Below are 23607 nucleotides of genomic sequence, written 5' to 3'. Positions count from 1 at the left end.
CGTCCGATGGATCACGGGACGGGTGAGCTGATGGACGAACACGCCCACCGGCACGACCCGGACCAGATCGTCCGCCCGGCGAGCCGGGCCGTCCGTCCCAGGCGGGCGCACGGCGAACCCCCGGCCGAGGGCACGGGCCTCGTGAGCAGGCACGCGGCACCCACGGCGCACGTCCAGCAGGCCGGACCGTCCCAGGGGGGCGGGTTCTGGAACTCCCTGACCACCGTCGAAAGGGCCGAGTTCCTCGCGACCGCGCGGGAGGTCGTCTATCACGCCGGCGCCGTGCTGTGGGAGGAGGGCGACCCCGCCGACCACACCGTCGTGCTCAAGTCGGGCTCGGTGCGGGTCTGCGTCGAGCGCGACGGGCGCGAGCGCATCATCGCCACCCGCGGCCCCGGCGACATCATCGGCGAGCGCGCCGCCCTGATGCTGCGCCGGCGCTCGGCCACCATCGTCGCGATGGAGCCGCTGCACGCGCTGTGCCTGACCACGCAGCAGTTCTTCACCTATCTGAGCAACCACAGGCGCGTGATCGCCGTGATGGAACGCGAGATGTACGAGCGACTCACTGAGCAATCGGGATTCATGCACGACCCCCAGTTCGCCGAACCGGGAATGGAGCAGTACCGGGCGGCGCACTCGTATAGGGCGGCCGTCCAATACGGCACGGCCCAGCCCTACGCGACGGTCTACCTTCCGATACCGCCCCCAGGGCCGTATCCCCCGTACGCGGTGCACGTCGCGAACACGATGGACCGCCCATACGCGCCCGCCATCCCGTACGCGACGTCAGGCGCACCGGGAGTATCCGGCCCGCACACGGCAATCAGCCCGCGAGTGGACTCCAACCCCTACGCACCGTCCAGCCCCTATACGGCCTCCAGCCCGTACGCGATGTCCACCCCGGCGATCTCCACCCCATACGTGATGTCCGCCCCGTACGCGGCAACCGGGCCGCAGGGGGCGCCCGAGGCGTATGCCGCACCCGGTTGGCATGCGGCCAGTGGCGGCTCGTCGCGGTTCCGGGCGATGGCCGTCTCCTCGACCAGTGCCGCCGAGCCCTCGTGGACGGGGCGCAACTGCACCGTCGTGTACACCGACATCGCCGGTTTCAGTTCACGCGTCCGCGGCGAGAACGACCGGATCGCGGTGCGGCGCGCCATGTACGCCGTCCTGCGGAAGTCCTTCGAGGAGTCGGGTGTCCCGTGGGACGCCTGCCACCTCGAGGACCGCGGCGACGGCGCGCTGATCGTCATCCCGCCGGAGACGCCGACCGCCGCCGTCGTCGACCCCATGATCGCCCTGCTCGGCATGCGGCTGCGGCGGCACAACCACCGGTCGAGCGAGGCCGTCCGCATCCAGCTCAGGATCGCGGTGGACGTCGGCCCGGTGGCGTCCGACCCGCCCGGAGTGTCCGGCTGGACGATCATCAACGCGGCACGGCTCCTGGACGCCGCGCCGCTGAAGAAGAGACTCGCCGCGACGGGCGCCGACCTCGGCTTCATCGCGTCGCGTTTCGTGTACGACTCCGTCATCGCCCACAGCCCCGGCTACGTGAACGCCGACGAGTACGAGCCCATCGGCTGCAAGGTGAAGAAAATGGACGTCGAGGGCTGGATCCACCTGCGCGGCCTCCCCGCCAGATCAGCTACCTGACCATTGCCCACCGCCGATGGCCCGTCCCCCGCACGGGCCCCGCAAACCCCGTCGCGACCCCGCGCGCACCGAAGCCGCGGGGCTTTTCGCGTCCCTCCGCCGCCCGCCCCCGCCCCGCCCCGCTCAGGGACGCCGGCCGGCCCGTTCTGGAACGTTCCGAGGGATGCGCAGGACGAACCGCGCGCCGCGCTCGCTGTCCTCGATCGTGAGCGTGCCGCCGTGCAGCCGCGCGATCTCCCGGGCGATGGGCAGGCCGAGGCCGGTGCCGCCGGGGTCGCGCGCCTTGCTGGCGTCCAGCCGCGCGAACCGCTGGAACACCAGGTCACGGTGCTCCTCCGCGACGCCCGCCCCGTCGTCCAGCACCTCCAGGACGGCGTGGCCGTCCACGCGCGCCACCGTGATGTCGATCCGCGACACGGCGTGCCGCTCGGCGTTGTCCAGCAGGTTCGTGAAGAGCCGGACGAGCCGGAGCCGGTCCCCGCGCACCGTGACGCCCTCCTGGAGATGCGGGACGACCCGCTTCGTCCGGTCCGACCTCGCCATCTCGATGGTGACCATGGCGGCGAGGTCGATCGTCTCGACCTCCTTCCAGGCGGCGGCGTCCAGCCGGGCCAGTTGCAGCAGGTCCGTCACGATGGCCTGGAGCCGCTCCAGGCTCTGCAGGACGGCGCGTCCCGTCTGCGGCCAATCGACCTCGTCCGGAAAGAGGAGCGCCTCCTCGATCTGGGTGCGGGCCGCGGCGATCGGGCTGCGCAGGTCGTGGGACGCGTCGGAGGTGAAGCTGCGCTGCCGTTCCAGGGCGCTGTCGAGGCGGTCGAGCGTCGCGTTCGCTGCCTCGGCGAGCCGCCTGATCTCGTCCCGGTTCTCCGGCACCGTCACCCGCCGGCCGGACTGCTGCGCGGTGATCTCCGCCAGTTCGGCGCGGATCGCGTCCACCGGGGCGAGGGTCTGGTCCACCGTCCCCCAGGCGCGCAGGCACGCCAGCAGGATCATCAGCAGCGAGACGCTGACCAGGAGCATCATGAGGCCGGGATTGACGTACCAGGGGACGCTCGGGGCGGCGGCGTAGACGAGCCAGTCCCCGCCCGGCTGGTAGATGCGGAAGGCGACCACCCAGGCGCAGCCGCGGAGGTTCGCCGACGAGCACACGTCGCGGGCGGAGTACACCTCGGCCCGGGACGGGAGGAACCGTGCGATCGGCGGCCCGTCCAGCGACGGGCCCGGCGTCCCCGCGATCACCGCCCGTCTCGCGTCCATGACCTGGAGGACCACGTCGCCCGGCGCGTCCAGGTGGCCCCGCACCTCGCCGCGCCGCATCTCGTAGGAGACCCGCAGCGCCGCGGCGGTCGCCTGGCTGTGCTTGGACTCGGTCTCGGAGCCGCGCACCTCCGCGAGGATCAGCGTGGTCACGATCACGCAGATCATCGCGGTGACCATTCCGGCAATCACGGTCATCCGCACCCGTATGGACCATGTGCGCCGTCCGAACACCCGACCTCCCGCAGGTGGGGTACTTACCGCCCAGACCGGAAACAGTCCTCTGAACAGCAGCGACGCACCCAAGAGAGTCCAAAGAAATGGTTTCCGGCACTCTCTGCCCCCATGCGCGCGCAGCCGGCCCGGCGGCGTTGCGGCAGAAGCCATCGCGCTGGACAGGTACGCGGCTAGCATGGCCGGTTATGGAGCTTCGCCAGCTTGAGTACTTCGTCGCGGTCACCGAAGAGGCGAGCTTCACCAAGGCCGCCGCCCGGCTGCACGTCGCCCAGCCGGGCGTCAGCGCCCAGATCCGGCAGCTGGAGCGGGAGCTGGGCCAGCCGCTGCTGGACCGGTCCGGGCGGACCGTCCGGCTCACCGAGGTCGGCGCCGCCGTCCTCCCCTACGCGCGGGCGGCGCTCGCGGCCGTCGACGGCGCGCGGCTGTCGGTGGACGAGCTGACCGGGCTGCTGCGCGGGCACGTGACGGTCGGCACGGTCGACTGGATCAGGTCGCTCGACCTCCCCGGCATGATCGCCGAGTTCCACCGCGACCATCCGGACGTGGAGATCACGGTCATCCAGGAGGACACCGCCACCCTGACCGAGGGCCTCCGCACCGGACGCGTCGACCTCGCGTTCCTCAGCCTCGGCGCCGAACCGCCCGAGGGCGTCGCGACCAGGGTCGTCATCGAGCAGGACCTCTACGCCGCCGTCGGCCGCGACCACCGCCTGGCGCGGCGCTCCACGATCACGCTGCGGGCGCTCGGCGACGAGGCGCTGATCAGCCTGCCGAAGGGCACCGGGCTGCGCGCCGTCCTGGACGCGGCGTTCGCGGACGCCGGGCTGCGCCCGCGCATCGCGTTCGAGGCCGGCGAACCGCCCGTGCTGGCCCAGATCGCCGCGCACGGCCTGGGCGTCGCCGTCCTGCCCGAGTCCGCCGCCCGCGGCCTGCCGGACGCGCTGCACGCTATGCCGATCGTCCGGCCGCGGCTGAGCGGGCGGATCGCGCTGGCCTGGCGGGCGGAGGGGCCGCGCAGTCCGGCGGCGCGGGCCCTCACCGCCCGCGCGCGCCGGCTGCTCCCCTGATCAGGCCGCTTCGGCGGGCCGGGTCGTCCGGGTCGTCCGGGTCGTCCGGGTCGTCCGGGTCGCCGTGAGCACGGTGCGCAGGACGTCCGGCCTGTTGGTGATGATCCCGTCCACGCCGAGGCGGACGGCCTTCTCCATGTCGCCGCGGTCGTTGATCGTCCAGGTGAGGACGTCCATGCGGGACGCGTGCACCTGCTCCACGTACGACTCGGTCAGGTCGCCGAACGTCGGGTTGATCTGGTCGGCGTAGGAGGCGAGTCGCGGCAGGTCCCCGGCCTTCGGGGTGCCGAGCAGGCCGGTCGGCACGCGCGGCATGGCGGCGTGGAAGCGGCGCACGGACTCCCAGTCGAACGACTGGACGGCGAGGCGCCGCTCGCGCGGGTCGTACCGGAGCCAGGACGGCGAGCGCCGCAGCGCCGCCGCGATGCGGTTCTCGATGCCCGGGTAGAGCGCCGGGCTCTTGATCTCCAGCAGCAGGCCGAGCCCCTGGCCGCGCATCGCGGTCAGCACCCGGCCCAGCGTCGGGACGCGCTCGCCCTCGTACTTCGCCGCGAACCACGACCCCGCGTCCAGCTGCTGGATCTCGGCGAGGGTGAAGTCGGCGACGTTCCAGGGCGACCGGTCCGGGTAGAGCTCCTCGGCGTCCGTCGTCCTGGCGAGCGTGGTGTCGTGCATGATCACGAGCTGGTGGTCCTTGGTCTCCTGGACGTCCAGCTCGAACACGTCCGCGCGCTGGGTCTTGGCCAGCTTGAACGCGGCGAGCGTGTTCTCCGGCGCGTACGCGGACGCGCCGCGGTGCGCCACGTTCACGATCGCGTGGTTCGCCGCGGTCTCGGCGCGCGGCCGCGGATCGGGGGTGGCGGCCTGCGCCGGGCGGGGCGGGGCGGGGTCGGCGGTGGCCGCCGCGGCCGGGACGACGATCGCCGTGGTGGCCGTGACGGCGATGAGCGCGAGACGATTCCGTCGGTGCATCTGTCACCTCTCGGGAGCCGGGGCTGTCCGCCCCAACCCTGGAGCCGTCCGGTGACACCGAAGTTACGGGCCGGTAGCAGACCGTGTACTGTCGGCGACGATACGCATCCGGACCGTCCGGGACGGGGACGACACGGCGGCGGCGCGGCGCTTTCGGCGCAACGGCGGCGACGCTACTCGGGCTCGTCGGACTTGTCCGGCATACTCGCGCCCTCCGCCGCCGTGGCGCCCTTCTCCGGGGCGCTCGCGCCCTTGTCCGGGGTGCCCGCGCTTCTGGCCGCCTTCGAGAGGATCAGCGCGCCGAGCATCAGCCGCCTGCTCCGCCGCAGCGGACGCGGGATGCGCACCCGGCGCACCGACCGCCCGACCTCGGCCGCCGGCGCCGGCGCCGGCACGGACGGACGGCGCGGCGTGCCGAGCCGCGTCGGACGGCTCCGGCCGCGCAGCGTCACCGACCGGCCGACGTCCCACTCGTCCGACTCGGCCAGATGCGCCAGGTCGAGGACGGCCGCCGAGGCCAGCACCCGTCCGTCCTCGCCCTTCGCCAGGTCGCTGAGCCGCGCCGCCTCGTTCACCGGATCGCCGATCACCGTGTACTCGTACCGCTCCTCCGCGCCGATGTAGCCCGCGACGACCGGGCCCGCGGACACGCCGATCCCCGCGTCCAGCATCGGCACCTCGGCGCGCAGCCGCACCGCCAGCTCGCGGGCCGCGCCGAGCGCGCCGCCGGCCGAGTCCTCCAGCTGCGTCGGCGCCCCGAAGATCGCCAGCGCGGCGTCGCCCTCGAACTTGTTGATCCAGCCGCCGTGCTTCGCCACCACCGTCACCACGACGCCGAAGAACCGGTTGAGCAGCCCGACGACCTCGTCCGGGCTCCGCGTGTCGGCGAGCCTGGTGGAGCCGGTCAGATCGACGAACAGGACCGCCACCTCGCGCGTCTCGCCGCCGAGCGTGATGTCGCCGCGCTCCAGCGCCAGGTCGGCGACCTCCTCGCCGACGTGCCGTCCGAACAGGTCGCGCAGCCGCTCGTTCTCGCGGAGCCCGGCGACCATGTGGTTGAAGCCCGCCTGGAGCTGGCCGACCTCGCTCGCGTCGTACACCGCGACCTCGGCGCGGAGATCGCCCCGCTCGACCTGCGCCATCCCCGTCCGGACGGCCTTGATCGGGTCCGCGATCGCCTGCGTCGCCATATAGATGACATAGACCCCGGCCAGCAGCGCCACGCCGCCGAGCCCGAGGATCGTGACGGCGAGTTGCTTGACGTTGATGTCCGGCGCGGCGAGGGCGGCGATCGCGACGCAGATCAGCCCGAACACCGGGATCGCCGTCCCGAGCGCCCACGCGAGCATCATCCGCGTCGTCACCCCCGGCAGCCGGAACCGTTTCGGACGTTCCGCGCCCAGCACCAGCGCCGCCGCCGGCCGCAGCAGCCGCTCCGACAGCAGGTACACGATCGTGCACGTCGTCGCCGCGCCGAGCAGGCAGGTCAGGCCCGTCTTCACCGCCAGCCGCCCGGTGAACAGGACGATGTCGAGCACCGCCCAGCCGAGGGCGCCGACCGCCCACAGGGCGCCGACGAGCAGGGTCAGCCGCAGCGGCCCCAGCAGGACGGCCCGCCGCTGCCGCCGGTCGGGGTCTCCCCCGTCCCGGACGAAGGTCACGACGGGCCGCCACAGCCACAACCCCATGAGCAGCGCCACCGGGGCGGCCACCACCGGGTAGCCGAAGAACGCCACCGCGTTCACCGTGCGGGCGTAGTCGCGGTCGTCCAGCGGCGGATCGGGCAGCACGAACGTCGCGAACAGCAGCACGACCAGCGAGCCGATGGCGTTCGCGACGCCCACGACGACCAGCAGAACCCAGCGCACACGGATCTCTAGCCTGCTGGTCACGTGCGCCTCCGGAGGGATGGAACCGCCTGGAGGAATCATCCCATGACGGTCAGGCGCTGCTGCTCTCCACGGCGACCCTCATCTCCGCCTCCTGCGAGTTCCGCCGGACGAGCGGCCAGCCGAGGACGATGAGCGCGCCCCAGGCGGCCATCGCGTACAGCGCGATCCGCGTATCGGCCTCCCACGCGATCGTCACGGTGACGAACGCGAAGAACGCCAGGACGAGCCAGCTCGTGTAGGGCGCCCAAGGCATCCGGTAGGGCGACTTCGGCAGGACCCCGGCCGTCGCCCTCCGCCGGTAGACCATGTGCGAGACGAGGATGACCGTCCACACCAGGAGCGCACCGCCGGTCGACACCGAGGTGATGTACTCGAACGCCTTGTCCGGAACGAGCGCGTTGATGACGACGCCGACGCCCATGACGAGCGCCGAGATGACGACCGTCAGAACGGGCACGCCGCGCCCGTTCAGGCGTCCGAGCACCTTCGGCCCGTCGCCGTTCACGCCGGCCGTCCGGAGCATCCGGGACGTCGAGTACAGCCCGCCCGCGTTGCAGGACGACAGGGCCGCGGTCAGCACCACGAAGTTGACGATGTCCGCCCCGCCCGGAATGCCGATCTTGTCGAAGGCCAGGACGAACGGGCTCGCGCCGCCCTTGAACGCCGTCCAGGGCACCACGGCCAGGATGACCAGCAGCGACCCGAGGTAGAACAGCGCGAACCGCAGCGGCAGCGCGTTGATCGCCCGCGGGATGTTCTTCTCCGGATCCTTGGCCTCGCTCGCCGTCACCCCCACGAGCTCGACGCCCAGGTAGGCGAACATCACCATCTGCAGCGTCATGATCGTGGCCGAGTACCCCTCGGGGAACACGCCACCGTGATCCCACAGGTTCCCGACGCTCGCCGTGTCGCCCGCGTCGCTGAACCCGAAGGCCAGCACCCCGATGCCGACCAGGATCATCATCACGATGGCCGCGATCTTGATCATCGCGAACCAGAACTCCAGCTCACCGAAGAGCTTCACCGAGATCAGGTTCACCACGAACAGCACCAGCAGCGCCACCAGCGCCGTCTGCCACTGCTCGACCCCCGGCCACCACTTCTGGATGTACGTGCCGGCCGCGGTCAGCTCCGCCATGCCGGTCGTCACCCAGATGATCCAGTACGTCCAGGTCGTGGCGTATCCCCAGAACGGGCCGAGGAACTCCCGGGCATACCCGGCGAACCCGCCCTCCGTCCGCCGGTACGTGAGCAACTCGCCGAGCGCCCGCATGACGAAGAACAGCGCCAGCCCCGCCACGGCATACGTCAGGATCAGGCTCGGCCCTGCCTTGGCGATGTTCTCCCCGGCGCCCAGGAACAACCCGGTCCCGATCGTCCCGCCGATCGCCAGCATCTGGATCTGACGGGTGCCGAGTCCTCGCTGGTAGCCCTCGGCGCTCTGGTCTGGGAGCTTTGCGACCACGCCGGCCTCCCTTCTATGCCACCCTCTGGTCACGCACAGTCGCGCAACCCGGACAGACTAGGACCCCCGGCCACAAACTCGCAGCATCCAGCATCACTCAGTACTGGTCCGATATCTCTCCGTTACGCTCTATCCCCCACCGCCTCCCGCCTTAACGAGTTGGCGCGTCCCTCGGGCATCGCGTATGCTCTCGGACGTGCCGAAGGCCGGGTCACCACCGGCCGAGACACCCTCCCGGAGCCACTAGGCTCGGAGCAGCAAGGTCCTGTGGAGCAGCTAGGAGTGCTCGCCACCCTGTCAAGGTGGAGGCCGCGGGTTCAAATCCCGTCAGGACCGCCAGACGCGCCGACGCGCGTCCTGGGCAGGTAGCTCAGTCGGTACGAGCGTCCGCCTGAAAAGCGGAAGGTCGGCGGTTCGACCCCGCCCCTGCCCACACCTATCACCAGCACAAACGCCCCGGAGCCAACAGGCCCCGGGGCTTCGTTCTTGACAGCAACGAGCGATGCCCCACGGCGGACGATCGAGGGTTCGCAGCCCCCCGACCAGGGCCATCCACGTATCCAGGCTGGACAGACTCGGTTTCGAGACTTACCGTCGATGGTATATATCATCAATCGTATGTTCGAGATCGAGATGGAACCTGAGGTCGTCACGTGGCTGGACACGCTGACGTTCGCCCAGTATCAGCGCGTCATGCGCAACGTGGACGACTACCTGGTCGACCGAGGTGACATGCTCGATGGAGACCACACCAAGGCACTACGCGACGGCGTCCGCGAACTACGCCTCCACCTGGAGGACACGGCCTGGCGAATCACGTACTGGCTACCGACCGGGCCTGGCCGCCTGATCGTGTTACTGACGGTGTTCCAGAAGGTTCGCAACGACGCTCAACCGCGGGACGTGGAGCGAGCAGTGAACGCACGACGGGTCTGCGAGACGGCCCACACAGGACCAGCAGACCATGCCTACGAGAGGAGCGAGTGATGGCCGGGCACACCCGTTGGAAGCTTGACCGTGAGCAGCGGCTGCGTGAGGGAGCACCCAGCCACCCCGAGTACGACCTTGCCGGCCTTGACCTCCGGCTCGGCGACATGATCCGCGAGCGCCGCAGAGAACTGGGGCTCACCCAGGCAGAGGTGGCCGAGCTCGCAGGCATCACACAGCCCGCGCTGTCGCGCATCGAGGGCGGTGGAGGTGTGCCGACCCTGGCGATGCTGGACCGGATCGCCAAGGCCATGCACACCACGTTCACCATCACCGTTGGCGAGCACGCAGCAGCGTGACCCAGCCACCTCAGGATGGGCTCCGAGTCGGCCCGGTGTCGCAGAGCCAAGCCAGGTGACAGCAACTGTGACAGCGGCAACCAACCGCGCCCCTCGGCACACCTCACCCACCGTCCAACCTCGGCCAACCTTGGCCCGGAAGGGGTGATGTCATAGCTGAAAAGCGGAAGGTCGGCGGTTCGACCCCGGAGCTGCAACCTCTCGCGCCGCCGAGAAGCCAGGATCCGCGCCGGAATTCTCGCAACGTCAACTTCAGAACGTGATCTGAGCATGATGGCGGCATGAGCACTACCGCGGACGCAGTGACCTTCTCCGACTTGTCCCGTAACCCGAAGTCCGTAGCCGAGCGCGCCGCGCGCCTCGGCCGGCTGCGTGTCACCCACCGCGACGCTCCCGATTTCTACCTCACGGCCGCCGACCGCGAAGAGCAGCGCGATGAGAGTCTGACGACCGCATCACGGATCTTCCTGCGCTCATGAAGCATGATCCGAGCGCTCGGGCATTGCTCGTTGCCATGCCGGACGTGTTCCCCTGGATCCGACAGCTGAGCACCGACGAGGTCCGCGCCTTCACCGTGGAACTGGTCGACGTCCTGTCCGACGCTACCGAACTCGATCTCGACACGAACGCTCAAGAGGTCATCACCAGCTGGCGCGCCACAGCACGGATCAGAGCAGACCGCACACAGCACGAGGAAGCTCTTCGGCCGACCTCCGGCGACTTCGGTCCAGTCGAGGTAACGCCATGAGTCCCAGCGAGGCGATCGGGTCACCGTCCCGCCGCCGGACGACGAATGGGATGTCAGCCAGGCCGAACTTGTCGCGCATCTCGTCGTGCCACCGCACGGTGAGGCCCGCAGAACACACGATGATCATCGTGCGGGCGCGGTGGCGGAGCATCAGCTCCTGCATCACCGGTCCGGCCTCGCACGTCGTCCCTGCAACGTCCCGACGATGACCGCAGTGTTAGCACCGGAGGAACGCCCGGTCAGTACGAATCGCTGAAATTCCCCCCTTTGCATGACTTGTCGTTGACCGACCTCACCCCTCGCGCCACCCGCCCTTCGAGCGCGGCCAAGGGGCGGGCGCGCTTGAGCGGCGCGTGATCATCGAGCGCTCTCACCGGCGAGTCGGTGCCGCCTATTCGACTCAGGGTCAACGCGCGGTCAAGGTGCGTCGGCATGCAGCCCCACTTCTGGCACACTGCAAACCGTTCGACGCCGAGCAAAGACTCATGTATGGGCTACAGTTGGCCCCTTTCTCGGATATCGGTCTGACCAGTACCGAGCCCCCGGAGACGCACATGCGCAAGCACGGCAGCGAAGGCCCGCACAGGTTGATGACGTTCCTCAGGCCGCGGCGACAGCGAGGCACGGTCGGGCAGGCGGCCTCTCTCGGAAGCCCATAACGAAGCGCGTTCAGTCGCGCTCGTCACGTTCCACGGAGTTCGGGAAGGAATCGATGGCGGAGAAGCAAGCCGGGCCGTACCCCATAGCCCATCTGCACCGTGCGGTGCAGTTGGAGATCGCGGCGATCCTGCACGACGACATGACGAATGCCGAAAAGGTGTCGCTGCGCGACGGTCGGCTCGTCCAGCAGTCCGGCGCCGAGCGGGAGTACCTGTTCACCTGCAAGGGGTGGAAGGAAACCTTCGGCAGCAAGGATCTGCTGATCCGGATGTCTCGGTCCCGCGGCCCGTGGGAACGCGCCGAAGCGGCACGGTCGCCTGACGGGAAGATCCGGGTGACCACCGAGGCCGAGCTGGGTACCGCGCCGGCGAACGCGCAGCTGGTCGAGGACGACACCGCGGGCCTCGTGGTGCTGACCGAGCGGCTGGAGCAGATGGGCGCCGGGGCACCGGAGACGAATCTCACCGCCGCAGGGTGGCTGGTCGATCAGGGCAAGCCGAAGATCGGCCGGTGCGCCGACACGGAACGATTCGTCCCGGGGTATCGGAACCGCCAGCTGAACACCCGGCAGCGACGCGCCGTGGAACAGGCGCTCGGCAGCGAGCTGACCTTCGTTTGGGGACCGCCGGGCACCGGAAAGACCGAAGTGGTCGCAAGCATCGTCGAGGGCTGCTACCGGCAGGGCCTGCGTGTGCTCTTTCTAGCGCCCACGCACGTCGCGGTCGACCAGGCGCTGCTGCGGATGTGCGACCTGCTGGCCCGGGAACCCGAGTTCGACTCGGGACTGGTGCAGCGCGCCGGGGACATCGCCGTGGCGTCACTCGCCGAGAAGTACGGGGAGCAGATCGACCGGAGCCGCATCGCCGACCGGCTGGCCGGCGAGCTGGACGCCGAGATCGCGCGGGTCACGACAGAACTCGCCGCGATACGCGGAGGCATCGCCCGCCACGAGGAGGCGGCGCGCGCCACCGCCGAGCGCCATGAACTCGGGCGGCGGCTGGCGGCCACCGGCCAGTCCGTCCTCGATGCCGAGGCGGGAGTGAATGCTGCCGCCAGGCAGATCGCGTGGGTCCAGGAGCAGATGGCCCAGATCGGGATCCCCTCGGGGCTGTTCGCCCAACGCAAGCAGGCGAAGCTCGATGCGCTCGACAACGAGCTGTATCACCATCGCCATGCTTGGGAGGCCTGCTCGCAGCGACTCGGAGTCGCTCGGGCCGACTATCAGCATTGCGAAACCGAACTGGCCGCCATCGACTCGGCCTTGCCAAGCATCCTGGCCCGAGTACAGGGGCTGGCTCCGGAGGCGCGGCTGCGGGAGGACGCCGGCCTCCTGCAGCAGCAACTCGACGACCTGCAAAAGAAACGCCAGAAAATCGCGGACACGGTGCGGAGCCGCTGCCGGGTGCTGGGCACGACGGTGTCCAAGGCGGTTCAGACCCGCCGGCTGCTGGACGAAACCGATGTCGTGGTCATCGACGAGGCGGGGATGGTGAACCTGCCGTCCGCCTGGTACACGGCGGGCCTGGCCCGCAAGCGGGTCGTGCTGGCCGGTGACTTCCGGCAGTTGCCCGCCGTCACCCGCGGTTCGAACAACCGCAAGGCACCGGCCCAGGACACCGAGCACTCACGGCTGTGGATGGACCGGGACGCGTTCCACGCCGCCGGGCTCGTCGATGCGCAGGGCGGCGCCCGCGTCGGCGACTCCAGGATGATCGCGCTCAACGAGCAGTACCGCATGCGCCGGGCGATCTGCGCGGTCGTGAACGAAGTCGCCTATCCGGACGCGCCGCTGCTGACTGGTCGGCAGGAGGGGACGCGATTGCCGCCCTCACCCCTGATCGAGGGCCAGCTGGTGCTCATCGACACCTCCAGCCGGGTCCCGGACCGGGGAAGAAGGAACGCTCACACCACCAACGCCGTCCATGAAGCCGTGATCCACGAGCTGATCCGGGGCTTGCAGTACGACACGGTCCTAGCCGCTCGCAAGCACACCGTGCACGCTGAAGGGGAAGGACCGGCCGACCGACTCGCCGTCATCTGCCCTTACAAGAACCAGAAGAAGGCGCTGAACACGAGCTTGACCCACCGCTTCGGCGAGACCTACGACGGTGTGGTGGACACCGTCCACCGCTTCCAGGGAAGCCAGCGCCCGCTCGTGGTGATCGATACCGTCGCGGGAGCCGGCGACCGGCTCGGCTACTTCTACGAGGGTGTCGGGCTGTCCTCGGCAACCTGCCGGTTGCTGAACGTCGCGCTGAGCCGCGCACAGGACCATCTCGTCCTGGTCGCCAACACCGAGTTCATGCACCGCCGGCTCAGCCCCGCAAGCGAGGCCGCCCGGATGCTCGGGTACTTCGAGAAGCACGCCCAGCGGCTCCCGGTCGAGGAACTCGTCCCGGTGCGCAGCGCAGCCGACCTGAGCGGCCTGGCCCCTGAAGAACTGGCGCGGCCCGCATTCTTCCCCGCCGACGAGGTCTCCCGCGGCGTCGAATGGGACATCACGCGCGCCCGCCGCAGCATCGACATCTACTGCGCCTTCCTCTCCGCGAACCCGGTGAGGTACTGGCTCCGGCGTCTCGAACCGCGCATCGCCGCCGGCGCGCGTGTCACCGTGCACACGCGGCAGCACGAACCCGGCACGAAGGAGGCAGACCTCGTCGCGACACTGCGGTCGGCCGGCTGCCAGATCGAGGCCCGCGAGCGCATGCACGAGAAGGTCCTGATCGTCGACGACACCGTCCTCTGGCACGGCTCCCTGAACCTGCTGGCCCACGGCGGCTCGACCGATCTGATGATGCGGATCACCGACCCGACGTCCTGTGAACGCGTGCGGCGCATCGTCGACCGCGCCCGCATGGACCGGCCCGCCCGCTCTTGGCCCCAGGCGACCCATCAATCCGCGAAGACAGCACCGGCAGATGGGATCTCCCCCGGCGACGTGGTCGATGGCCGCCTCTACCTGCGTGTGCCATATGACGAGAAGGATGAGGCCAAAAGTCTCGTGCAGGCGAGGTGGGACCCCAGGCACCAGCTCTGGCACGTCGCGGTGAGCGTCCCGAGGGCCCGCTTGAGCCGCTGGCTTCCCGAGGGCACGTGACACGCGCAAGTCGCCCCGTCTCCAACGAGGCTTGCCGATCGGTCACAGCGCAGTAGCCGGTGCGCCAGCCTGAAGCCGCCTTTTTTGCCAAGCTGACAAAAGGCAGCTTCGCCGCCTGACCGACGACCACTGGACGCCGCCGACCGTGATGCTCGCGGTCGACTTGGTGATCTTGACGCTGCGCGATTCGCGTATGCACGTCCTGCTCGTGGAGCGTGGCGTCGAGCCGTTCAAGGGAGCCTGGGCGTTGCCCGGTGGCTTCCTGCGCCATGCGGAGGAGGACCTCACCGCCGCCGCTCATCGTGAACTGGCGGAGGAGGCCGCCATGGACGTTGAGACGCTGCATCTGGAGCATTTCGGCGTCTACGGCACCCCGGGACGCGATCCGCGCGGTCGGGTGGTGTCCGTCGCTTATCTGGCGATCGCCCCTGGGCTTCCGGAGCCGACCGCCGGCACGGACGCGGCGGGTGCCCGCTGGCAGCGCACCGATCAGGTGCTGTGCGGAGAGTTGGCGCTGGCCTTCGATCACCAGCGGATCATTGAGGACGGCGTCGAACGCGCCCGGGCCAAGCTCGAACGATCGTCCCTGGCCACGGCGTTCTGCGCCCCGACCTTCACGATCACCGACCTGCAGCGGGTCTACGAGGCGGTCTGGGGGATATCGCTCGACCCCCGGAATTTCTATCGCAAGGTCCAGAAGTCCAGCGGCTTCATCGTCGCGGCGGACACAGATCGCAAGATCACGACCGGACGTCCTGCACGGCTGTTCAAGGCAGGCGCGCGCAAGGACCTGTATCCCCCCATGGTCCGGCCGACCGAATCTCCCGACACGAATGGGTCAGAAGGATGAGTGGCAGCACAATCGTTGTGCTCACGGCATTAGACCTTGAGTACGACGCCGTCCGAGAGAAGCTCCGCAGCCCGCGCTTGCATCGGCATCCACAGGGAACCCGCTTCGAGGTCGGCCAGCTCGACGGCGGTCGATGCCAGATCGCTCTCGGGCTCGTCGGCAAGGGCAACCAATCCGCGGCAGTACTGGCCGAACGCGCCATTGCCCAGTTCTCCCCCGCAGCACTGCTGTTCGTGGGGGTGGCGGGAGCCCTGCACTCCCACATCGCACTGGGCGACGTCGTCGTGGCGACCCATGTCTACGCCTTCCACGGCGGCACCAGCGAGGATGACGGCTTCACCGGTTATCGGCTTCTCGAGTGACCAGGGTTTTCGCAGGTCAGTACAGCGCTTGGACGTTGTGACCTGAAAAGCGGAAGGTCGGCGGTTCGACCCCGCCCCTGCCCACACCACTCACCAGCACAAACGCCCCGGAGCCAACAGGCCCGGGGTGTTGAGACGCTCCGCGCTTACGTGACCGCGCTCGGCGGGCACGTGGACATCACCGTCAGCGTCGGTCCCCACTCAATCAAAGTCGCCTGACAACACCGACCGGTGACGGCAACCCAGCGCGACGTTCTGTCCGTGGTCGTCGGCGACCAGCGCGAGCGCCGGGTCTAGGCACGTGCTCAGCCCGGTGCCCGTCCACACGTCGCCGTTGCGGGTGGAGACCGGGTCGGCGTCACCACGGTGTCGGGTGCTCGGCGGGGAGTTGGTCGGCGGTGGGCCAGTGCGTCGTAGCCTGCCCACGAGCGGACAGTTCGTGGCAGAGTGGCGGAATGCCTGGCGCGCGGTACGGGATGGATGCGCCCTACGGCTTCGGCTTCGTGGGCTTGGTCGTGCTGGGGTTCTGGGTGACCGGGCTGGTGATGGCGGTCACCGCCGATCTGGCCGCCGCGCTGCCCGCGCTGGTCTCCGGCACCCTGCTGGCGGGATGCCTGGCGCTGAGCCTGCACGCCACGCTGCGCGGCAAGTTCCTGGTCTGGCGGGACGTGCTGGACGAGCTGGACCTGCGTGGCGACGAACGGCTGCTCGACCTCGGCTGCGGACGCGGCGCCGTCCTGTTGGCCGCCGCCCGGCGCCTCCCGCAGGGCCGGGCGGTCGGCGTGGACCTGTGGCGCGGACGCGACCAGTCCGGCAACACCCCGGCGGCGACCCTGCGCAACGCCAGCGCCGAAGGCGTCGCCGACCGCGTCCACGTGCAAGGGGGTGACCTGCGCAGGCTCCCGTACGCGGAGGCGAGCTTCGACCTGGTCGTGTCCAGCCTGACGGTGCACACCATCTTCGGCGCGAACGCCCGCGCCCAAGCGATCGCCGAGGCGTACCGGGTGCTGCGGCCGGGCGGCCGCCTGCTGATCGCCGACCTGGCGCGGACCCCCCGCGAGTACGCTGCGGTGCTGGCCCGGCTGAACGCCCAGGACATCAGCGTGCGCGGCCTCGGCTGGCGCGCGTGGTGGGGCAGTCCGTGGGTCCCGACTCGCCTGCTCACCGCCCGCAAACCAGCCACCCCCTGAACACGCCTACCGGCACGATTCAGGCTCCGTGGTCACCTGGCGTCCGGCGAGCGCCTTCGATTACAACGAGTAGCCAGACGTGTGTTTCCACGGCTTTCGGAAGGTCGTCCTCCGTCTCATCGACAGGACCGCCATCACCGTCATCGCGGTGTCGGCCGGGTCACGACCACCGCGCTCACAGCAGCAACTGCACCGACTCGATGAGGCCGCTCAGCGGCAGATGAGTGCGTTGTGGGGTGGTGGCCCGGCGGTTAGGGAACGACCACTACGGCGCCTCGCACGCCGCCTTGGGCTAGTCGGGTGTGGGCCGCCGCGGCGTCGGCGAAGGAGTACTCCGCGGCGACCCGTAGCGGAATGTCTCCGTGCTCGACCTGTTGGACCAGGTCGCTCAGCCGGGACCCGTCCGGTAGTACGTCCAGTGCGAACGTCCGGATTCCCCGCACCGGGTCGGGGCGCAGCGGGGGTGAGGCGGCCACATAACCGCCGCCGTCCTTGACCAGTTCCATCAGTGAGGGGCCGATCACCGCGAGGTCGACGACCGCGTCGAAGAGGTGCGGCGCCGCCGCGACCGGATCGTCCGAGCGTGGCATGAACACCGCGCCCTGCGACTCGACGAACTCGCGGTCGCCGGGCCCCGCGAGTGCGGTGGCGTGCAGGCCGGCTGCCCGGGCCAGTGCCAGAGTGAACCCGCCGACCTGCCCTGCGGCACCGGTGACCAGCAGGGACGAGCCCGCCGGAAGCGCGAGCAGGTCGAGGGCCTGGGCAGCGGCGAGGCCGTTGGTCGGCAGGGTCGCGGCCTCGGTGGCGGGAATCCCGGCGGGTGCGGAGGTCAGCCAGGCGGCCTCCAGCACCACGTACTCCGCGTGGGTGCCGACCGTGGTGCGTATCCATGGTGAGAAGCCGATGACATCGTCACCAGCAGTGAGATCGTCGACGGACGGGCCCACCGCGTCGACCGTGCCCGCCACGTCCCAGCCGGGTGTGTAGGGCAACTCGGTCGGCAGCGGTGCGGGGAAGCGGCCCGCGCGAATCATGAGGTCGACCGGGTGCAGAACGGATGCGGCGACCCGTACTCGCACCTGCCCGGGCCCTGGCTCCGGTACCGGTAGGTCCGCCGCCACGTACAGGACCTCCGGCTCACCGAACTGTGAATAGCTGACTGCGCGCATCGTGGTGCCTCCCGCTGTATGTCGTGGTTTCTTCACGGTAGGTACGATCGGGCACCGCTAGGAAGTAGGTACCTTGGAGTGCCTAGGGCACCGGTATAGGAGGTGGCACATGGCGACGACGACCGCCGTGCAACGTCGAGAACAGGCCAAACGCGACTATGACGCGTTCTTGGCAGGCTGCCCGACCCGGGAACTGCTGAACACGCTGACCGACAAGTGGGCGGCGCTGGTGATCCCGGCACTCGCCGGCGGCCCGCAGCGGCACAGCGAACTCGCCCGCCGCATCGCCGGCGTCAGCCAGAAGATGCTCACCCAGACCCTGCGCAAGCTGGAACGCGATGGGCTGGTCACCCGCACGGTGACCGCATCGGTGCCGGTCCGCGTCGACTACGCGCTCACCCCACTCGGCCAGGACCTGTTCCCGCTGATGGTCGCGATCAAGACCTGGGCGGAGACGCACATGGATCGCGTCTTCGAGGCCCGCACCCAATTCGACGCCCGCTGATGAAACCGGTGGACGCCCGACCTCCCGGATCCGCCCACCGCACGAGCGAATCATCCTTCGGTGCGGGCGGCGAGTCTGCGCTGCTCGTCCTTTGCCCGCTGTTCGGTGCGGTCGGGCATGGTGGCATGGTCGATCTCGGCGTCAGGGTCGAAGTCGGGGTAGGCGGCGGCCAGCGCAGGACGTATCGAATCAAGGTGGGCGCCCTGGTTGAGCAGCCACCAGAGCACGTCCTCCGGGTCGACGTGGCCGAATTCCTCGTCGACGTAGGCGAACGTCGACCAGTCAGCTCCCCGGCGCCAGCCGATCAGCACCCGGTCCGGGGTCTGCGGCGAGATCTCGACTTCGACGTTCCCCGACAAATCCATGAATGGCTCCGCTGTACTGAGGCTGCTGCGCCGTGAGCCGTCCGCCGAGCCCCGACCGCTTGTCCACCTTGGCCTTCTCGCCTATACGTGGGCGTCCTTCGGCGTGCTCGGCATGAGTTTCAGTGCGCCGTGGGGGACGCCAACGCACAGCGCTGCAGGAACGAGCATCGTGAGCGCGGCCGGTCTGGAATCTCGTAGGCCCTGAGATGGTTGGTGTCGGCGTGAAGAACATCGGTTTTCTCTCGTTCGGACACTGGAGTGACAGCGCGGGCTCGCAGACCCGGTCGGCGGCGGACGCACTGCTGCAGTCGATCGATCTGGCCGTGGCCGCGGAGGAACTCGGTGCCGACGGCGCCTATTTCCGGGTGCACCATTTCGCCAGGCAGCTGGCCTCTCCCCTGCCGCTGCTGTCCGCGATCGGCGCGAAGACCTCGCGCATCGAGATCGGCACCGGGGTGATCGACATGCGTTACGAGAACCCGATGCACTTCGCCGAGAACGCCGGGGCCGCCGACCTGATCTCCGGCGGACGGCTGCAACTGGGCATCAGCCGGGGATCGCCGGAACAGGTCGTCCACGGGTGGCGGTACTTCGGGTACGAGCCGTCCGAGGGCGACACCGATGCCGACATGGCGCGCAAGCACACCGAGGTGCTGCTCACGGTGCTGCGGGGCAAAGGGTTCGCCGAGCCGAATCCGCGGCCGATGTTCCCCAATCCACCCGGGCTGCTGCGCATCGAGCCGCATTCCGAGGGGCTGCGCGACCGCATCTGGTGGGGTTCGAGCTCCAACGCCACCAGCGTGTGGGCGGCCGAGCTGGGCATGAACCTGCAAAGCTCCACGCTCAAGGACGATGAGAGCGGCGAGCCGCTGCACGTCCAGCAGCGCAAGCAGATCGAGGCCTACCGGCAGGCGTGGAAGGACGCCGGACACCAGCGCCGGCCGCGCGTGTCGGTCAGCCGCAGCATCTTCGCGCTGACCAGCGATCTGGACCGCGCCTACTTCGGCCGGAACGCCGATTCGGGCGACCACATCGGAATGATCGACGAGAACACCAGGGCCATCTTCGGACGCTCCTACGCCGCCGAGCCGGACGTGCTGGTCAAGCAGCTCGCCGGCGACGAGGCCATTCAGGCCGCGGACACGCTGCTGCTCACCGTCCCCAATCAGCTCGGTGTGGACTACAACGCGCACGTCCTGGAGGACATCCTGACCCACGTCGCGCCCGAACTCGGCTGGCGCTAAAGGCGCAGCCACCCCCGCCCGGGGGAGCATCGAGCGCGCGGCGTGAGCGCGTAGCCGGATTTGTGGCGGACGGGCATCGGAAGCCGGGTCGGCGGTCATCAGGTCAGCAGGATGCCGATCATGATCACGAGCGTCAGCGCGATGAGGGGCCCGAGAACGAGTATCGCGAGCTGGAGGAGGCAGCCGGGCTGCCTGACCGTGCCGGGGGCGCCGATGGCGCCCGCGAGGTACAGGGCGGCTGGGCCACGGTACTCCAGCTCAGATGGCTGCTCCGGGGTGAGAACCGTGGCGGCGACGCCGACCTGGCCGCCTCCCTGCGACACGGCAATGTGCACTGGCTTGTCGGCCGGGATTTCGAAGGCCGCCCTTCCCCAGCGCTGGTGGTAGTGGGCGCCGTCGATACCGACGTTGACGCCCGCCTTGGCGATCACACCACGGCGTGTGTGGAGCTGCAGGACCCGCGTGGGGCCGTCGTGGGCGCCGGCGTAAGGGACGGGTGTCTCGCTCATGCTCGACATCGCTACCACAGGCCCTCCCGCCGAACCACCCTTCGCGCCACCGTCGGAACGCCCCGCATGGGGCCGTCAATGGCCGGCTGGGGCAGGGCCGGTGAATCGGGCAACGGCCACGCGGCCGTTGCGGAGTGATCGACTGTGCCTGGTGGGTGAATCGAGGCGGCGGGCGAGGTGCAGCAGGTCGACGTCCTGCTCGACGGCGAAGCCCTGCGCGGTCAGGAGTCCGGCCATTCCAGCGGGGCGGGCGGCCAGGGCGACCATGGCGCGGCCGAGGCCGGCCGTCAGGGAAGGGGTCTGGTAGTTCACCACTCGTCGGGGTGTCGGCAGACGGCTGCCGGAGAATTCTCTGCAGGATTCTGGGGAGGCGGTGTCGGATCGGGGCAGCCGCGTTCGTAGCAGGGGTGAGGACGTCGACCGCGCCGCGCGGTCGTCCGCCGACAGGGGCGGAGGCCCTCCCGACTACTGACTAGGACAGGAACGATGACCGATTCGACGGCGAGTGGCGGAACCAGGCCCTTCCGGTTCGGGGTCGTTGCCCCGCTCAGAACAGATCTGCCGACGTGGCGAGACCAAGTGCGCCGCGTCGCCGACGACGGATACTCCACGCTGCTGATGCCCGACGTCCCGCGCTGGCAGCCGGCCCCGGGGCCCACGCTGGCCGTGGCGGCCACCATCACCGACCTGCGGGTCGGCTCCTGGGTGTACGCCTCCCCGCTGCGCCGGCCGTGGAGCACCGCTTGGGAGGCGCATTCGCTGTCGGTGCTCACCGAGGGACGTTTCGAGTTGGGCATCGGCACCGGCAGGCCCGGCATCGAGGACGAACTCCGCGACCTCGGGCTGCCCATCGTGCCACCGGGCGAGCGGCTGGCCCAGGTGGACGAGACCGTGAGGGCGCTGCGCGGTCTCGACGGCGCCGCCCAGCGCACGCCTGTGGTGATGGCCGTGCGCGGGCCGAAGGCGCGGGCGCTGGCGGCCGACCTCGCGGACACGGTCGCCTTCGCGCTGATGCCGGGTGACGACCGGACGGAGATCACCCGGGTGGTGCGCGACTTCCGCGCCCTCGCCACCCGCGACGTCGAACTCGCGCAGCACGTGGCGGTGATCGGCGATACCGTCGCGCCGTTCATGGCGTCCCCCGACACCGACGCGGCGGCGCTTCGCGCGGCGGACTCGCTGGCGGTTCTTCCGGACGATCCCGCGGCGGCCGCCGAGGAGATCCAGCGGCGGCGGGAGGAACTCGGCCTCTCCTACTTCGTCTTCGGCGCCGCCTCCGCCGGCGCGCTCGCCCCGGTCGTCGCCGAGCTGGCCGGGCGTTAGGCAGGCCGGTCACTGGACGGGCGGCACGTCGGCGCCCACGTCCGTGCGGGTCTTGGCAGTATCTCCGGCGTAGGACGACCGTCGGGGCAGAGGTGTTCGCAACCGAGGCGCGGCGGCCCGCACGGGCCGTCCAAAGGAGATGATCTTCAGATGCGGTACCTGGTCTCCGTGATCGACGACAAGAGCAATCCCGGCAGTACGGACAGGCAGCCCGCCATCAGCGCGTTCAACGAGCGGCTGATCGCCGAGGGCCACTGGGTCTTCGCGGGCGGCCTCGCGGACACCGGCGCGGCCACGGTCGTCGACAACCGGGGCGAGCAGGCGGTGTTCAGCGACGGGCCCTTCGTGGAGTCCAAGGAGTACCTCGCCGGCGTCTGGGTGTGGGAGGCGCCCGATCTGGACGTGGCGCTCAAGCTCGCCGCCGAGGCGTCCGAGGTCTGCGATCGGAAGATCGAGGTGCGGCCGTTCCTGTGAACGACGCAGGCGTCCGGGAGGCGATCACTCGCACCCACCGCGCGGAATGGGGACGCGTGGTCGCGTCCCTGACCAAGCGTTTCGGTGACCTGGACGTCGCCGAGGAAGCGGCCGCCGAGGCGTTCGCGGCCGCCGTCGAGCGATGGCCGGCCGACGGCGTGCCGCCCAACCCCGGCGGCTGGCTGACCACCACCGCCGGCCGCAAGGCCATCGACCGGATCCGGCGCGAGAACAAACGCGACGACAAGCACAAGGAGGCTCAGACGGTGTACGACGACGACCCGCCCGAGCCTGTCGGCGCCATCGACGACGACCGGCTCCGGTTGATCTTCATTTGCTGCCACCCGGCGCTGGCCATGGAAACCCGCGTGGCGCTGACGCTGCGCATGGTCGCCGGTCTCACCGTCCCGGAGATCGCCCGCGCCTTCCTCGTGCGGGAGACCGCCATGGAGCAGCGGATCACCCGCGCCAAGGCCAAGATCAAGGCGGCCCGCATCCCGTACCGGGTGCCGTCCGCCGAGGATCTCCCGGCGCGCCTGTCCGGCGTACTCGCCGTCCTGTACCTCGTCTTCAACGAGGGCTACCTGGCCACCCGCCCCGGCGCCGGCCCCCTGCGCCACGACCTGACCGCCGAGGCGATCCGGCTCACCCGCCTGATCCGGGCTCTGCTGCCGGACGACGGCGAGACGGCCGGCCTACTGGCGCTGATGCTCCTCACCGAGGCCCGTCGCGCCGCCCGGGTCTCGGCCGGCGGCGAACTGGTCCCGCTGGCCGAGCAGGACCGCGGGGCCTGGGACGCGGCTCTGATCGCCGAGGGCCACCGGCTGGTGCGCGAGCGCCTCGCCGCTGCCGCCGCCGGAGCCGCCCCGGGCCGCTACCAGATCCTCGCCGCGATCAACGCCGTGCACACCTCCGCCCGCGACATCCGCGACACCGACTGGACGCAGATCCTCGCTCTGTACGACCACCTCGTCCGCCTCGACCCCTCGCCGGTCATCGCCCTCAACCGGGCCATCGCGGTCGCCGAACTCGACGGACCGGACGTGGCGCTGGCAGCCGTCGACCGCCTTGACGACAAGCTGGCCGGCTACCACGCCTACCACGCCACCCGCGCCGACCTGCTGCGCAGGCTGGGCCGGAGCCGGGAGGCGCGCGCGGCGTACGACAAGGCCATCGAACTGGCCGGCAACACCGCCGAAACCGCGCACCTGACCCGCCGCCGCGACCAACTGGGATAGCGGCCACAGGCCCCGGGCGGCACCCCGCACACCACGTCGAC

The 23607-nt window shown here is 70.1% G+C and carries 23 protein-coding genes and 2 tRNA genes; 17 read left to right on the top strand and 8 right to left on the bottom strand.

Features of this window, described 5'->3' with window-relative positions:
* The first annotated feature begins 30 nt into the window (after positions 1-30).
* A complete protein-coding gene (locus tag ACA511_RS19620) occupies positions 31-1656 on the top strand; it encodes a cyclic nucleotide-binding domain-containing protein (RefSeq protein WP_375025840.1) in 1626 nt (541 codons plus the stop codon).
* Between the two features lie 123 nt (positions 1657-1779).
* On the opposite strand, the gene ACA511_RS19615 is transcribed toward ACA511_RS19620, so the two are convergent.
* Positions 1780-3111 carry a sensor histidine kinase gene (locus ACA511_RS19615; protein WP_375025839.1) on the bottom strand — a complete coding sequence of 444 codons (1332 nt, stop codon included), beginning with the start codon at positions 3109-3111 and terminating at the stop codon, positions 1780-1782.
* Positions 3112-3335: 224 nt separating this feature from the next.
* Here ACA511_RS19615 and ACA511_RS19610 point away from each other — a divergent pair, with 224 nt between their 5' ends.
* A complete protein-coding gene (locus ACA511_RS19610) occupies positions 3336-4217 on the top strand; it encodes a LysR family transcriptional regulator (protein WP_375025838.1) in 882 nt (293 codons plus the stop codon).
* Here the strand turns inward: ACA511_RS19610 and ACA511_RS19605 are convergent, their stop codons facing one another.
* From ACA511_RS19605 to ACA511_RS19595, 3 genes are all read right to left on the bottom strand, one after another.
* The gene (locus ACA511_RS19605) at positions 4218-5189 is read right to left on the bottom strand and encodes a glycerophosphodiester phosphodiesterase (RefSeq protein ID WP_375025837.1); all 972 of its coding nucleotides are present in this window, start codon (positions 5187-5189) and stop codon (positions 4218-4220) included.
* A gap of 173 nt (positions 5190-5362) precedes the next feature.
* Positions 5363-7081 (bottom strand): adenylate/guanylate cyclase domain-containing protein, encoded by a 1719-nt coding sequence (locus ACA511_RS19600; RefSeq protein WP_375025836.1) that lies wholly within the window; start codon positions 7079-7081, stop codon positions 5363-5365.
* Between the two features lie 49 nt (positions 7082-7130).
* Entirely contained in the window at positions 7131-8546 is a 1416-nt protein-coding gene (locus tag ACA511_RS19595; protein ID WP_375025835.1) for an amino acid permease, read from the bottom strand.
* Between the two features lie 261 nt (positions 8547-8807).
* Here ACA511_RS19595 and ACA511_RS19590 point away from each other — a divergent pair.
* The 10 genes from ACA511_RS19590 to ACA511_RS19545 all read left to right on the top strand — a co-directional run bounded on the left by ACA511_RS19590 (position 8808) and on the right by ACA511_RS19545 (position 16739).
* Positions 8808-8885, top strand: a tRNA-Asp gene (locus ACA511_RS19590).
* Positions 8886-8905: 20 nt separating this feature from the next.
* Positions 8906-8979: transfer RNA gene (locus tag ACA511_RS19585), tRNA-Phe, on the top strand.
* Positions 8980-9164: 185 nt separating this feature from the next.
* Positions 9165-9533: a type II toxin-antitoxin system RelE/ParE family toxin gene (locus ACA511_RS19580; protein ID WP_375025834.1), complete on the top strand. Its 369-nt coding sequence runs from the start codon at positions 9165-9167 to the stop codon at positions 9531-9533.
* Positions 9533-9832 carry a helix-turn-helix domain-containing protein gene (locus ACA511_RS19575; protein ID WP_375025833.1) on the top strand — a complete coding sequence of 100 codons (300 nt, stop codon included), beginning with the start codon at positions 9533-9535 and terminating at the stop codon, positions 9830-9832. Before ACA511_RS19580 ends, ACA511_RS19575 begins: the two co-directional genes overlap by 1 nt.
* A 281-nt stretch (positions 9833-10113) precedes the next feature.
* Positions 10114-10311 (top strand): hypothetical protein, encoded by a 198-nt coding sequence (locus tag ACA511_RS19570; RefSeq protein WP_375025832.1) that lies wholly within the window; start codon positions 10114-10116, stop codon positions 10309-10311.
* The gene (locus ACA511_RS19565; protein ID WP_375025831.1) at positions 10308-10580 is read left to right on the top strand and encodes a hypothetical protein; all 273 of its coding nucleotides are present in this window, start codon (positions 10308-10310) and stop codon (positions 10578-10580) included. The genes ACA511_RS19570 and ACA511_RS19565 overlap by 4 nt, the downstream gene beginning before the upstream one ends.
* A 712-nt stretch (positions 10581-11292) precedes the next feature.
* Positions 11293-14337: an AAA domain-containing protein gene (locus ACA511_RS19560; RefSeq protein ID WP_375025829.1), complete on the top strand. Its 3045-nt coding sequence runs from the start codon at positions 11293-11295 to the stop codon at positions 14335-14337.
* A gap of 148 nt (positions 14338-14485) precedes the next feature.
* Positions 14486-15187: an NUDIX domain-containing protein gene (locus tag ACA511_RS19555; protein ID WP_375026286.1), complete on the top strand. Its 702-nt coding sequence runs from the start codon at positions 14486-14488 to the stop codon at positions 15185-15187.
* The gene (locus ACA511_RS19550) at positions 15184-15549 is read left to right on the top strand and encodes a hypothetical protein (RefSeq protein WP_375025828.1); all 366 of its coding nucleotides are present in this window, start codon (positions 15184-15186) and stop codon (positions 15547-15549) included. Before ACA511_RS19555 ends, ACA511_RS19550 begins: the two co-directional genes overlap by 4 nt.
* A 455-nt stretch (positions 15550-16004) precedes the next feature.
* Complete coding sequence (locus tag ACA511_RS19545; RefSeq protein ID WP_375025827.1) at positions 16005-16739, top strand: class I SAM-dependent methyltransferase; 735 nt, start codon at positions 16005-16007, stop codon at positions 16737-16739.
* Between the two features lie 251 nt (positions 16740-16990).
* Here the strand turns inward: ACA511_RS19545 and ACA511_RS19540 are convergent, their stop codons facing one another.
* Positions 16991-17908 carry an NADP-dependent oxidoreductase gene (locus ACA511_RS19540; RefSeq protein WP_375025826.1) on the bottom strand — a complete coding sequence of 306 codons (918 nt, stop codon included), beginning with the start codon at positions 17906-17908 and terminating at the stop codon, positions 16991-16993.
* Between the two features lie 109 nt (positions 17909-18017).
* Between ACA511_RS19540 and ACA511_RS19535 the strand changes: the two genes are divergently transcribed.
* Positions 18018-18413: a winged helix-turn-helix transcriptional regulator gene (locus ACA511_RS19535; RefSeq protein WP_375025825.1), complete on the top strand. Its 396-nt coding sequence runs from the start codon at positions 18018-18020 to the stop codon at positions 18411-18413.
* Positions 18414-18463: 50 nt separating this feature from the next.
* Here the strand turns inward: ACA511_RS19535 and ACA511_RS19530 are convergent, their stop codons facing one another.
* Positions 18464-18778, bottom strand: coding sequence for a hypothetical protein (locus ACA511_RS19530; protein ID WP_375025824.1), 315 nt, complete (start codon positions 18776-18778; stop codon positions 18464-18466).
* Between the two features lie 221 nt (positions 18779-18999).
* Here ACA511_RS19530 and ACA511_RS19525 point away from each other — a divergent pair, with 221 nt between their 5' ends.
* A complete protein-coding gene (locus tag ACA511_RS19525) occupies positions 19000-20022 on the top strand; it encodes an LLM class flavin-dependent oxidoreductase (RefSeq protein WP_375025823.1) in 1023 nt (340 codons plus the stop codon).
* Between the two features lie 98 nt (positions 20023-20120).
* Here ACA511_RS19525 and ACA511_RS19520 read toward each other — a convergent pair whose 3' ends face one another.
* Both ACA511_RS19520 and ACA511_RS19515 read right to left on the bottom strand, forming a co-directional pair.
* Positions 20121-20531, bottom strand: a complete 411-nt coding sequence (locus ACA511_RS19520) for a hypothetical protein (RefSeq protein WP_375025822.1) — start codon at positions 20529-20531, stop codon at positions 20121-20123.
* A 75-nt stretch (positions 20532-20606) separates the two neighbouring features.
* Positions 20607-20843 carry a hypothetical protein gene (locus ACA511_RS19515; protein ID WP_375025821.1) on the bottom strand — a complete coding sequence of 79 codons (237 nt, stop codon included), beginning with the start codon at positions 20841-20843 and terminating at the stop codon, positions 20607-20609.
* 174 nt (positions 20844-21017) lie between these two features.
* Here ACA511_RS19515 and ACA511_RS19510 point away from each other — a divergent pair, with 174 nt between their 5' ends.
* From ACA511_RS19510 to ACA511_RS19500, 3 genes are all read left to right on the top strand, one after another.
* Complete coding sequence (locus ACA511_RS19510) at positions 21018-21854, top strand: LLM class flavin-dependent oxidoreductase (protein WP_375025820.1); 837 nt, start codon at positions 21018-21020, stop codon at positions 21852-21854.
* A 150-nt stretch (positions 21855-22004) separates the two neighbouring features.
* Positions 22005-22328: a YciI family protein gene (locus tag ACA511_RS19505; RefSeq protein ID WP_375025819.1), complete on the top strand. Its 324-nt coding sequence runs from the start codon at positions 22005-22007 to the stop codon at positions 22326-22328.
* Positions 22325-23566 carry an RNA polymerase sigma factor gene (locus ACA511_RS19500; protein WP_375025818.1) on the top strand — a complete coding sequence of 414 codons (1242 nt, stop codon included), beginning with the start codon at positions 22325-22327 and terminating at the stop codon, positions 23564-23566. The genes ACA511_RS19505 and ACA511_RS19500 overlap by 4 nt, the downstream gene beginning before the upstream one ends.
* Positions 23567-23607 lie beyond the last annotated feature (41 nt).

This window comes from Actinomadura sp. GTD37 (genome assembly GCF_041951365.1).
Classification (GTDB): domain Bacteria; phylum Actinomycetota; class Actinomycetes; order Streptosporangiales; family Streptosporangiaceae; genus Spirillospora.
Note: the sequence above shows the minus strand (reverse complement) of the source record. Positions and strands in the feature narration are given on the sequence as shown.